This is a genomic window from Acetivibrio clariflavus DSM 19732 (assembly GCF_000237085.1).
Lineage (GTDB): Bacteria > Bacillota > Clostridia > Acetivibrionales > Acetivibrionaceae > Acetivibrio > Acetivibrio clariflavus.
The window spans coordinates 3,560,089-3,573,131 of sequence record NC_016627.1 but is presented as its reverse complement, the minus strand read 5'-3'; the positions used below and the strand labels follow the sequence as shown (position 1 = coordinate 3,573,131).

At 34.4% G+C, this 13,043-nt stretch carries 7 protein-coding genes and 2 pseudogenes; 5 read left to right on the top strand and 4 right to left on the bottom strand.

Annotated elements, in window-relative coordinates:
* Positions 1-137 precede the first annotated feature (137 nt).
* On the top strand, positions 138-332 hold the full coding sequence (locus CLOCL_RS23315; protein ID WP_169313367.1) for a hypothetical protein: 195 nt from the start codon (positions 138-140) through the stop codon (positions 330-332).
* 600 nt (positions 333-932) lie between these two features.
* Positions 933-1,223, top strand: coding sequence for a helix-turn-helix domain-containing protein (locus CLOCL_RS14910; protein ID WP_081467059.1), 291 nt, complete (start codon positions 933-935; stop codon positions 1,221-1,223).
* A 1,090-nt stretch (positions 1,224-2,313) separates the two neighbouring features.
* Here CLOCL_RS14910 and CLOCL_RS14900 read toward each other — a convergent pair.
* The 3 genes and pseudogenes from CLOCL_RS14900 to CLOCL_RS14890 all read right to left on the bottom strand — a co-directional run bounded on the left by CLOCL_RS14900 (position 2,314) and on the right by CLOCL_RS14890 (position 6,870).
* Complete coding sequence (locus CLOCL_RS14900; RefSeq protein WP_014256122.1) at positions 2,314-3,540, bottom strand: IS256 family transposase; 1,227 nt, start codon at positions 3,538-3,540, stop codon at positions 2,314-2,316.
* 182 nt (positions 3,541-3,722) lie between these two features.
* Positions 3,723-5,441, bottom strand: a pseudogene (locus tag CLOCL_RS14895) (AMP-dependent synthetase/ligase).
* A gap of 133 nt (positions 5,442-5,574) precedes the next feature.
* A complete protein-coding gene (locus CLOCL_RS14890) occupies positions 5,575-6,870 on the bottom strand; it encodes a D-alanyl-D-alanine carboxypeptidase family protein (RefSeq protein ID WP_014256121.1) in 1,296 nt (431 codons plus the stop codon).
* Between the two features lie 275 nt (positions 6,871-7,145).
* Here CLOCL_RS14890 and CLOCL_RS23840 point away from each other — a divergent pair.
* Together CLOCL_RS23840 and CLOCL_RS14880 are read left to right on the top strand one after the other, a co-directional pair.
* Positions 7,146-8,536, top strand: a pseudogene (locus CLOCL_RS23840) (IS4 family transposase).
* Between the two features lie 386 nt (positions 8,537-8,922).
* The gene (locus CLOCL_RS14880) at positions 8,923-9,675 is read left to right on the top strand and encodes a ComEA family DNA-binding protein (protein WP_014256120.1); all 753 of its coding nucleotides are present in this window, start codon (positions 8,923-8,925) and stop codon (positions 9,673-9,675) included.
* A gap of 106 nt (positions 9,676-9,781) precedes the next feature.
* Here the strand turns inward: CLOCL_RS14880 and CLOCL_RS22615 are convergent, their stop codons facing one another.
* On the bottom strand, positions 9,782-9,937 hold the full coding sequence (locus CLOCL_RS22615) for a hypothetical protein (RefSeq protein WP_169313383.1): 156 nt from the start codon (positions 9,935-9,937) through the stop codon (positions 9,782-9,784).
* Positions 9,938-10,351: 414 nt separating this feature from the next.
* Here CLOCL_RS22615 and CLOCL_RS14875 point away from each other — a divergent pair, with 414 nt between their 5' ends.
* A complete protein-coding gene (locus tag CLOCL_RS14875; protein WP_014256119.1) occupies positions 10,352-12,946 on the top strand; it encodes a glycosyltransferase family 39 protein in 2,595 nt (864 codons plus the stop codon).
* The last annotated feature ends 97 nt before the right edge of the window (positions 12,947-13,043 follow it).

The following is a 13,043-nucleotide window of genomic DNA, read 5'->3' as shown; positions in this document are numbered from 1 at the left end:
CCGGCCTTGAGTTTCTTACGGGGTTTAGGCTTGAAAGGCCTCAGTTTCTTTTTCATGGCGACATGGATTTTATGAGAAGCTTTCCATAGACGTTTAATGAAGTCATAGTAGGAACCGACGGAAGGGGCTTTTCCATATTGGAATCCGCAAATAGCACAAAGGAGGGGGTCGTTGGCCACTTTTTTGGCCCAGTTTGTAATGCCGTGGTGTTTTTGGTCGAGCATAAGGATAAGAGAGCGAATAATACCCAGCTGGTTCTTGGCGGGACAGCCGGTATTAGAATAAAGGGGTTTAATGATAGGGAGCAGGGGATCCAAATTGAGAAGGTATAGCTTGGATATGGATTTTTCCATATCCGTGACCCTGCCCCTATCGGTCTCCCAAAAAAGCAGGAGATGAAGCTTCAGGTTTTCCTGATAAGAAGTGTGAGACTCAAAGTTACGCAGCATAAATAAAACCTCCACAATCAAAGTAATGGCAAATATTACCACCTACTTCGATTTTGGGGGCGCTGTGAAAAAGTCAAGGTAGATTGGTGCCATATATGGCTAAAATTAGGATAATTTTATTGGAAAATTTTAAGGAAAATATTGGTGGATTTTAGGGGTGAGCTAAATTAGCTTGCTCCTGAAATAGAGACCTCGAAAGCAATACGAGTTTTCGAGAGCATTATATTTATTTACAGGAGATAAAAACATATATTATTTATTTTACATATAAAATCATAAAATGCAACATATAATTAAAATATAAATAATTATTAAAATAGCATAATCAAATATATCATAATTATTTTTCGAATTCAATACTCACAGTAATATTTTAATAACAATAGTATATTCAAATTACCTCTTATATGACTTTAAATAATATATGAGGTGATTTTTATAGATGGATTATAAACAGTTAGGAATGAGAGTAAAAAAAGAAAGATTAAAAAAAATTTAACGCAAGAACAACTTGCTGAACTGTGTAATATTTCACCTTCATATGTTGGAATTATTGAACGAGGGGACAAGAAATTGAGTGTTGAAACGCTTTTCAAACTTTCAAATATATTAGATGTTACTACTGATTATCTTTTAAAAGATTCTAAACATGAAACACAAGATAAAAGTATAAATGAAGTCTTAGCTTCTGTGAAAAACTTACAGTACAAAGAACTAGAATTATTAATATTTGATGTTATAAAAACAATCTTTAGACACACATCAAAAAAATAAAGTAGTTTAGTATTTAAAATAGATCTTATTTTAAACTTACAAATTATACTTTTATATTTCATACTAGCTAGGAGTTACAGGTAATCTCCAAAGGCTAAACAATATCAGGCTTCAAAGGCACAACTATATTACTTTTAGAGATACTACAAACTGCTCAACAGTAGCTTTTCAGATGCTTATGTTTTGCTTAGTAGTAAACAGGTTACCGCCCAAAAAGACTTCTAAGCTTACATTAAGCCAAACTATGCTTTTCTACAGGCGTTTTTCAAAAATATAGTGCGGAAAGATTGCAAAAAAAATCCTTTGCTAGTGAAACAGCAAGGATTTTTTGCAATCTATTCCTGCACATTTTGAAAAACAAGCCATTGTAAGAAAATACATGTAAAGGCTTTGATGTATAGCTTTAGAATCTTTAAGGGGAGTGTAAATAATTTTGTGGGTTTAGATTTTATGTAAATCCTTTTCAGCAAGAAACATTAATTAATTTTAGTTTACAGAATATATAACTGCATTTTGTTTTTCATTATAGAGTTTTGCCAATTATTAAAGTTTTATACATAAATTTTTTAATAATTGGCAATACTTATTTGTCTAGCAAATTTAAAAAAGTAAAAACATAAAAGTACAATGTTAATTTAATTTGCTTTTTGTCAATAATTCTATTGAGGCCCGGCTCTGCCGATACCCTGCAATGCTGGGAAGCAACAGGGAACCTACAACCGGGCTGAAACCATACAAGTTTCAGGGAAGCGTATAAAATCCTATATAAGATTCTATATTTTTTATGATGAAGGAGCTTTGCAGTGTTTAATTTTAGTGCTAACCACATGGTAGTGATAAATTGCAAAGAATTAGATAGATACAATATTTTTACAATGAAGGAACTTGACACTAACCGGGTTTATTTACTCTATGACTTCAGGAAAAAACATGTCTTTAAAAGAGACAAAATATATTGTGTTTCCGGAAAAGTCAACTCTGCAGACAAATTATACCTTGTACTTAAAAATTCAAAGGAAGATATTAAACATAGTAAAACCGCCATATAAAGTTTTCAAGGAACACTTAATACTTTATTTGTCTTTCTGTTTTAACTAACATAATTGTCAAGGCGTCCTGGGTATTGAATTATCAGTTGATTCAATACCCTATCCCAATTTTTATAACGTTGGGTCCATTTTTTTATCACATTTTTTGAAGCCATATCCATATATAGCATTTTTTCTAAAGAATCATCTGATGGAAACATAGTTTTTGATTTTGTTACCTTACGGTACTGCCGGTGTAATCCTTCAATGACATTAGTTGTATAGATAATCTTTCGGATTTCTTCTGGAAATTTATAGAATGGACTTAGTACATCCCAATTATTTTCCCAGCTCCGTATCGCAAAGGGATAGCTTTTTCCCCATTTTTCTTTTAATTCATAAAACTTCTCTAAGGCAACCTCTTCATTAATAGCTTTGTAGACATTTTTAAAATCATTACTAAAGGCTTTTAGGTCTTTGTATGGCACATACTTAAAAGAATTTCTCAGCTGATGTATTATGCAACGCTGCACTTCAGATTTTGGATATGCAGCATTTATGGCTTCCTTAAGTCCGGTAAGTCCATCAACACAAAAAATTAAAACATCCTGTACTCCTCTATTTTTAAGGTCATTCAGTACACCAAGCCAAAACTTTGAGGATTCATTGTCACCAATCCAGATCCCTAAAATATCCTTATATCCATCAATAGTAACACCTAGAACAACATAAGCTGCCCTGTTTATTATTCTTCCGTTGTCCTTAACTTTATAGTGTATTGCATCCATAAAAACAAAAGAGTATATAGGTTCAAGAGGTCTTTGCTGCCATTCTTTTATTTCTGGAGCAATTCTGTCAGTAATCTTGCTAACCATCTCCGGAGACAGGCTGAATCCATAAAGTTCTTCAATTTGTTGACTAATATCTCTTGTAGACATTCCCCTTGCATATAGAGCTATAACTTTTTCCTCAATTCCGGAAACATTACGCTGATATTTTGGGATAATTTTAGGTTGAAATTCTCCTTTACGATCTCTAGGCACTTGTATATCAATTTCACCAAACTCACTTTTTATTTTTTTTGGTGTATAACCATTACGGCTATTATCGGTATTTTTATTTGCCACATCATCTTTTGCATAACCCAATTCTGCTTCAAGTTCTGCCTCAAGCAGTTCTTGAATAATATCTTTAAAAATGTCTTTTAGATATGCATTTACATCTGATACGCTTTGGAAATTATTTTCCCGAACTAATTGCTTTATATGTTCTTTTGTTAACGTTGACATAAAGTTCTCCTCCTTAGCTTTTATTATTATTAATCCTTGCCAAGAAGGAGAACATTCAATCATCTATACACAAATTTTTTTACATCCTCAAAAAATGCGTTTAACTATCATAGTCCAGTCCCATTGAACTATGATAATTAAGCGCATTTTAAAGTTCAAAATCTATTTTTTCACTTTTATTTTTATTGTTTTTCAAGATAACGCTTTATCTTTTTTGTAGTTGTCTTTGCAAATTCATTTTCTCGTATTGTAAAATCTTGAACACGTTTATAAAGCGGCATATTTTTATTTATTTGTTTTATTTCGTATTTGATAAGCCTATATATTTCTTCCTGCGACGGATTGGGGTTATTGAGTTTTTCCTTTATTTTTTCCAAATCAATTACAATTTGTGCAGTAACTATGGTTTCATTCTTCTCATCGTCATCTATGCCGGTTACAAGGGATTCCTTAATGTACGGACTTTTATTGATATAGGATTCAACCTCTTCTGGGAATATATTTTTACCGTTTTTAGTGACAATAACATTTTTCTTTCTTCCGGTTATATATAAAAATCCTTCATTATCCATTTTCCCAAGGTCTCCGGTGTAGAGCCATCCGTCTTTTAAGACTTTTTTGGTGGCTTCTTCATTTTGGTAATAGCCGAGCATGACATTGCCGCCCCTTACTACTATCTCACCATTGCCTTCATTATCTGGATTAACAATTTTTACTTCCACTCCCGGAAGAGGAAGGCCTATGGAATTATCTTTATTTTTTTCCTCTCTGTTAACCGAAACAATAGGAGAGGCTTCTGTAAGTCCATATCCCTGTAGTGTAAGGATACCCATATTTTGTAAACCTCTTATAACTGCCGGATCTATTGCAGCAGCTCCAGCTATGATAAGTCTTATCCTTCCACCGAAATTGTCTATAATTTCTTTGAATATTTTTCTTCGGATATCGATTTTTAAACACTTGTATAGAAAAACGCTGACAAAAAGTCCTAATTTTAGTTTGAGTTTGAGCTTCCAATCCTTTGATGCCTGAGCTCATATTTTTTGATACATGTTTTCAATTATTAAGGGAACCAGTATGAGTATTGTGGGCTTGGTTTCCTTTAAGTTTTTGGGGATGTGTTTCAAACCTTCATTAAAGGATATACATCCTCCAATATAGATAAAGGTCAGGAAGTCAACTGTACAGGCGTAGGTGTGATGCAAGGGCAATATGGATAAAATGGAGTCGGTGCTGTCTATATATAAAGCAGAAACAACGGCAACGATGTCGGTGCATATATTTTTATGGGACAGCATTACACCCTTTGCCAGATCTGTTGTTCCCGAAGTAAAGATCAGAAATCTCATTTCATTTTCATCAATAGTTGCATTCAAATAATCTGAATTTCCACTGTTTAAAAGTTCCTTACCTTCAGCTATCAATGCTTTAAGAGAAAGAAAACTGTCATCGATATGTTTGTCTATATCCATATTTATAAAGTATTTTATATGGGATACATTTTGGGAGATTTCTACCAGTTGTTCGTGATGTTTGCCTGAGTAAACAATAGCAGAAGCGTTTGAACGTTTTAGCAAATTTTCCAGTTCTGCCGTAGGGAGTTCCTTGTCTAAGGGAACTATTACACCAACACCGTTGGCAGTTGCAAGATAGGTTACACACCATTCATAACGATTTTCTCCCATTACTGCAATAAATTTATCCTTAAGGCCAAGATTGAGAAATACAGTGCCTAGTGCGTCCACATCATTTTTAAATTCGCTATATGTTATACCTTTATAGTTTTGACTGTCGTCTTTAATGTAAAAGGCATTTTTCGAACCGTATAGACTACAGGTTTGCTGAAGCAAGTCTCTTAGGTCTTTAATGGGTCTTACATCAGTTTTTCTTATTTTTTTCATATTTAATTAACCTCACTTTTTATAACAATATACAAATGAAAACAATAAAATTTTTTTCTCTCTCTTATAATTCTATGTTGGAGTATTTTTTTATATGGTGAATTACAAAAAGTTTGAAAATTAAATGTGAAATTTAATATAGTCTATTCATACGCCTTCTTCTTGAAATTTTTCTTAAAATAAATCTCAATATTAAAAAGCCAACTACTATAAAAAACAAAACCTTTAAAGTTTTAAAAGTTCTTGAATTACCGACAGTAGACATAATTTTTTGTGAAGGTACAGGTGTTGGAATCAATTTTTCAATATCTCTTGATGCAATTAAATTTACTTCTCCAAGGACAAAACCGTCTTTCACAAATTCCACTGAACCTAATACGGTACCCTTTTTAACCGGAGCAGTGATATTTTCTTTGACTTTTATATTTTTAGATACACTGTCGAAAGCATCGGGATCGTTTGGAAGTATGCACTTAAAATCTTCAGCAGCAACAAGGTCGAGATTGGGATTAAAACTTGCGTCGGCAACAGTCACGCTTGTTACGTATGTATTTTCAGCAATAAGATTTTTCTGTGAATAGTTCTTAAAACCGTATTCGAGTAATTCTTTAGTGTATTGATATATTGCATCGGTTGGACATCCCAATATAACTGAAATCAATTCCATACCGTCTTCATTTGCAGCCGATGCCACAAGGGTGAAGAGTGCCCTATTTGTATAGCCTGTTTTTATTCCTGTAACTTCAGTATAATATTCAGATTTGTATCTTGCCTGAAAAAGTTTATTGGTGGAAGGTAATATAATTTCTTCCTCATGCTTGTTTGTTGGAGGAATGGTACAACTTGTCTTTTTTACTGTTTCTCTAAATAGTGGCAGTGTCATTGCATATTTTGCCATTAATGCCAAGTCTCGGGCTGTAGTAAGGTGATTTTTTGCACTTTCATCGGTATCCATTCCGCACGGATTGACAAAATTAGTGTTTAAAGCACCGAGTTCTTTTGCACGTTCATTCATCTTTTTCATGAAAGCATCTACTGTAGGGCCTATATTTTCGGCAATAACAAAAGCTGTTTCGTTGGCTGATCTGACTAAAAGAGCATTTAAAAGATCTTTAAAGGTAAGCTGTTCTCCCGGAAGCAATCCTATATTCATTCCTCCCGGCCCGATATTGTCTATGGCATATTGGCTTACTGTCATTATATCGTCAGGTTTTGCATTTTCAATTCCCAGTATTGCAGTCATAATTTTAGTTGTACTTGCCGGGTAAACCTGTTGATCGGCATTATGTTCACAGATAACATAACCTGTTTTTGAATCTATTAAAATATAGGATTTTGCATCAAAATTAAATGTTTGAGCTTTTATCTGAGTAGTAGAATTTATAATTAAAGCCGCAGTTAAAATTATTCCTGTAATAAGCTTTCTCATTTATTCCTCCTAAAATATTATGTAATATTATGCGAAAAAATATATTTAAAATAAAAGAATAAATATCAAATGCGCTGTATATTTGTTTATAAATATTTTACATAAAATGTCTGAATTTAAAAAATTACATAATCAACTTTCGCACGTGAATAATGTGCACTGAACATTGAAAAATCAATAGATTTGGGCAATAAAAAAGTACAAGAACCCCCTTCTATGTGATATAATAGAAGTACCCAAACCCTATTAAATCGACAATTTGGAGGTTCTTGAACATGTCTATTGTATCACAGAAGGTTAAGGAAGAAAATAGATTTTCTTTGACAGTTGATAACTTTTTCAAAATGTTTTCTGTAGGCTATCTGTTAAAAAAGTCAAACGCATATAAAGATAAAGGTATTCCTTGTCTTACGGTATTCAAAGTACTGTTTGAACTTGTTTTTACAGGCAAAAATCTGTTTATGAACTATAAAGCAGAAAGCTTTGATATACCATTTGCAAGGGATGTGGCCTACAGATTCTTAAATTCCATACATATCAACTGGCAAAGATTTTTATATTTGCTTTCTGCAAAGGTCATAAATCATCATATCGATAGATTAACGTCAGATGAACGGGTTGATGCCTTTGTAATTGACGATTCCTTCTACAGTAGGACAAGAAGCAAGTCAGTTGAGCTTTTAAGTTGGGTCAAAGATCATGCTGACGGCAATAAGAATAAAAAAGGCTTTCGTATGCTTACACTTGGTTGGACAGACGGTAATTCATTTATTCCTGTGGCCTTCAACCTTTTAAGTTCACAAATCCAAGGGTTTGCATTAATCCAGCGAAAAATACTATAGATAAAAGAACCGTTGGTTTTAAACGCCGACAGAATGCCTTAGCCACTTCACCGGAATCTGCTCTGTCTATGCTGGAACAAGCAGTTGCTACCGGTATTAAAGCAAAATATGTTTTATTTGACAGTTGGTTCTCCTTTCCGGCTACTATTATCAAAATTTGTAAGATGAATCTTAATGTGATAGCTATGGTAAAGGATACTCCCAAGATTTACTATAACTTCAATGGTGAAAAAAAATCATTGAGAGAGATATACCGAACTGTCAGGAAACGTAGAGGAAGATCAAAATACCTTGCTTCAGTTATGGTAGAATTACACGATAAAGAAGGAAACCACATTCCAGCAAAAATTGTCTTTGTCCGTGACCGAAGAAACAAGAGTAAATGGCTAGCTCTCATATCTACAGATACTAGTCTTCCCGAAACAGAGATAATCAGGATATACGGAAAACGCTGGGACATAGAGGTATTCTTCAAGATGTGTAAGTCATACCTTAAGCTGGCTAAGGAATTTCAAGGTCGTTCTTATGATATGATGGTTGCCCATACAACTATTGTTTTTTCAAGGTACATTATGTTAGCGGTTGAGAACCGCAATAATACTGATTTACGCACTATTGGTACTTTGTTCTACTATTGCTGCGATGAACTTGAGGACATTAAATTCCATGAGGCACTGCAGCTTATAATAGAGGCTTTAAAAACTACTTTACAGGAAAAACTGCTTTTGACAAAGGAAACAGTCAACGAGTTTCTCAACTACTTTGTCACTTGTTTGCCTGTTCATATCAAGGCAAAGCTATCAGTTGTTTCCTGCGAAAGTTGATTTACATACCTTAAATTAAGTGTAATTACGTGTTCGACTCAAGTTTTCAGTACCTTCTTTCCAATAGAATTTAATACATAAATATATTAAGGCAACATAATATATTTTGCAAATAGTTATTGCATATAAAATCTAATCGGATAGTAAATTCGATTAAATTATATTTTTTACGTCTAAAAAAATAACAACAACAGTATACCAAAAAACTAAAAATAAAAGTAGCCGGTGAGCTAAAATTGTCTAAGGTAATTAAAGGAAAAAAAGAATTTACATAGAATATGACATATATCAATATTGATTTTTATATCGAGTATAAATTATAAAAGTTCCCTTTTAAAATTCAATAAGCAATCGATGATAATTATATGTTCCATGGAGGGATTCAAGTGCCTGAGAACATTTTTAACAAAGAAATAAAAGTTAAAATGGTAGTATTTGTTTTATTAATTGCTGTTATAGTTGTAAACATCGGAGTTATTGGATTTTTAATTAGCAGGGATGGGAGTGAAATAATTATAAGTAAGTCCTTGGATGAAGGAATATTGAATATTGAAGAAAAAAGTACACCCCAAGCAACTTCGACAGTATACATGGAAGAAAGTAAAGAAAAAATACAGGTATATGTGGTTGGAGAAGTTAACAACCCCGGTGTTGTTACCATTGAAAAGGGACAGATAATTGAGGATGCCATTAAGGCTGCCGGGGGCCCGACAGATAGAGCCGATCTTGACAATATCAACCTTGCTTATGTACTAAACGAAAATGTTATGCTGAAAATACTGCCAAAGCCTGAGACGGTTTCGGACGGTGCAGCGAATGGAAGAGAAACTGCTGACTCCAATTCCGGTGTTACTGCTCAAAATAAAGTTACAACCGGTGTAGAGATAAGAAATGACAGCGGAGGCGCTGTCCAAAATGAAAGTGAGAATAAGAGTTCTTCAAAGGGCAAAATAAACATCAATACAGCCACAGAGGCCGAACTTGAAACATTGCCCGGTGTTGGACCTTCGACAGCAAGTAAGATAGTTTCTTTCCGGGAGAAGAACGGAAAATTTAAAAAAATAGAGGATATTATGAATGTTCCCGGCATAGGGCAAAGTAAATTTGCAAATATGAAAGATTTTATTTGCGTGGACTGAGAAAAATTGAAATAAATATAATGAGCTTTTCTGCATGAATTTGCAAGCCTTTTAATGCCCCGAAACCAAATTTGTCTACAGTTTCGGGGCAAAAAATCTGTGTCCTTTAGGGTGTGCCGGAAATTCTGGGTAGTATAAATAAGCATGATATAAGGTATCCAAGCAAAATTGATGTACTCGGTAGAACTATACCGTAAAGAATTGTTTTTTTAATGCGTTCTCGCCGTAATCGCCGGAATTTCTCAACTCTGGTATATCTCACTGTGTATTCCTCCTTTCGTAGATACACATAATATACCATTTATTACTGTTTTATTATATTATTTCCATTGGGTTTATGACCTATTCAAATTAAATAGGGAGTTTTTGCTTTAAAAAATTAAGGAATTCAATTGTCTTTGTTAAGGGAAATTATACAGCAAAAGAAGAAGTCTGATATAAGGCGATATATGAAAGATACATAAAATATTCAAAGATATTTATTTGTTGATATACGGGCCTAAAGTATATATAATTAAAATAGAATATCTTAACGATTTTGTGGCTTTGATTTTAAATTTGACGAAATAAGTTATTTTTTTTTGGTACAAATTTCGATGTTTATAGTTCTTCTGTATAAAAAGTTATGTCAATAAAAAATTAATATTTTACAAATTTAAACTAGGGGGTCGCGTAAATGTCAAAAAAACTGATTGCAGCCATATTTGCTCTGTCTCTTGTTTTTTTTCAACTGGGGGCTGCTTATGCTGAAGGGGCAAATGAAGTTTTAAATCCCGGATTTGAGGAAAGCAATTCGGATATTGCTTTTTGGGACAAATGGAGTTACAATACTTCAACCGAAGTTACTCTGATTACTGACCCGGAGATTGCCCATTCAGGTAACAATTGCGTCAAAATAACCAACACTTCTGCAAACGATTCCAGAATTCGTCAAATGGTCAGTGTGAAAGAAAATACCTTGTATAAAATATCCGGATGGATTAAGACTGAAAATGTGTCTGAGCAGGGAAAAGGTGCAATTCTTTCAATATTTGGAACGTTTATTTCTACAACAGAATTGAAAGGTACAAATGACTGGACTTATGTGGAATTGTACGGAAGGACAGGCTCGGACCAGCGGGTAATTGAGCTTACCGCCGGCGTGGGAGGTCATAGTGGAGAAAGTACAGGAACTGCATATTTTGACGATATAACAGTGGAAGAAACCCTGGATGTTCCGGCAGGTGCTGCCATAATTAGTTTGTATAATTCTCAGCAAAATAATCAACCTGCCGAAACAGCAGACCAGTCAAGCGGCAAAGGTTGGTTAATAGCTTTAATAGCAGCATTGGCAGTGGCTATAGGGGTAATTACATCTTTTGTATTTTTTAAGTCCGGAAAAGAGGATAAAAACAGCAAAGGCAAAAAGGCTGTTAACCAAAAGAATGAAAACTCGAAAGATTCTTTAGAAGATGTTTCGGATGCAAAGCCATTCAAGGTAGACAGAAAAGATTGGATTCTTATGACTGCAATAACTTTGGTTTATGCAGTTATTGCACTGTATAAGTTGGGAAGCACAAATGTTCCGGAAACTTTCTGGCAGCCTTCCGAACTGGGGACTACTATAAATCTGAACTTTGACCGTGAATATGATTTCTCAAAAATTGCTTATTATTACGGTATAGGGGATGTTTCCCTCAGAATTGAATACCTAAATGCTGAAGGTAATTATGTACCTATTGCCACTATAAACCAGGATGTATATAAGGCGTTTGGGTGGGGAAATGAAAATGTCCAGTTCAGAGCTCAGAATTTGAGATTGAGAGTACAGAGAATTGGCGGTACATTAAATGAAATAGTATTTTTTGAAAATGGCAGTGACCAACCTGTAACCAATTTTACTGTTGAAGTGGAAAAATTGGGCAGAAACGACAGAGGGACTCCGGAAAATCTCTTTGATGAGCAGGATATTGGTGTTTATGAGAACAACTTTATGACCTCAACATATTTTGATGAAATATATCATCCAAGAACAGCTTTCGAACACATATACAGGATGGAACCCTATGAGACGACACACCCGCCTTTAGGAAAGCTTATAATTGCTTTGGGAATGCTCATTTTCGGAGTAAATCCTTTTGGATGGCGTGTTATGGGAACTCTCTTTGGAGTGGCTATGGTTCCGGCTATGTATTTGTTCGGAAAGAAGATATTCCGCAAGAGAATATACGGCTTTATTCCTGCCTTCCTTATAGCTTTCGAATGTATGCACTTTGCACAGACAAGAATAGGTACAATCGATTCATATCCGGCTTTGTTTGTAATCCTGGCATATTACTTTATGTATGACAGTTTTATAAACAAGTCCTATGAGGTTGGATTTAAAAAGAGCCTTGTGCCGTTGTTGCTGTCGGGAATATTCTGGGGCCTGGGCTGTGCAAGCAAATGGACTGCGGTATATGCCGGAGGCGGACTAGCTGTTCTTTATTTCACTTCAAAGATACTGGAGTACAGAAGCTACAATAAGCAGCTTAGAAGAAAGAAAATGAGTGAAACGGCAAGAAAGGAAAAAATAAATAGCTGGTTTATAAATCACTTTATAAAGCCTTCTTTGGCTTGTGTAATATTCTTTGTAATAATACCTATACTGATATATACAGCTTCCTATTTGCCTATAATCACACTGCCGGGGGACGGACACAATCTCGGAGAAGTATGGAGATATCAGGTAAATATGTATAATTATCATTCAAACCTTACTGACAGCCATCCTTTTGAATCGCCGGCTTATTCGTGGCCTTTGATTCAAAAGCCGCTGCTTGAATATAGGAATACAAATCTTCCATATGACAGAACATCATTGATGTACGTTATGGGAAATCCGGCAGTATTTTGGTTTGGAATTGTATGTGTCTTTGTTGCAGTAATCATAAGTATTGCCAAGAAGGATAAAAGGGCAGTACCGTTCCTGGTTGCCTTTGCCTTCCAATACCTTCCGTGGTTCAGGGTATCACGTTGTATATTTATATATCACTTCTTTACGTCGGTACCGTTTTTGATACTGTGTATAGTGTATGTGTTGAACTTCTTGAGGGAAGATTTCCCGCAAATTGTAACAAGAGATTTTGGAAGCCAATCGGCTGGGGAAACTGCTTATAAAATTTCAACTGTATTTATATACAGTTATCTTGCAATTACATTAGCGTTGTTCATATTGCTATATCCAGCAATATCGGGTATGGAAGTTCCGACAAGTTATCTTAACTATGTTAAATGGATAAATGTGCGCTAATATGGCCAGGAAGAGGACGAGCTATGGCTGAATAAGTTTTAGGAAATAAAAAATCCTTCTATCAGATGTTTACAAATGATAGAAGGATTTTTTTATC

Bases quoted from the DNA above. Each gene is read 5' to 3' on its own strand.
- CLOCL_RS14890 (WP_014256121.1), bottom strand. From the start codon at position 6,870: ATGAGAAAGCTTATTACAGGAATAATTTTAACTGCGGCTTTAATTATA.
- CLOCL_RS14900 (WP_014256122.1), bottom strand. From the start codon at position 3,540: ATGTCAACGTTAACAAAAGAACATATAAAGCAATTAGTTCGGGAAAAT.
- CLOCL_RS14875 (WP_014256119.1), top strand. From the start codon at position 10,352: ATGTCAAAAAAACTGATTGCAGCCATATTTGCTCTGTCTCTTGTTTTT.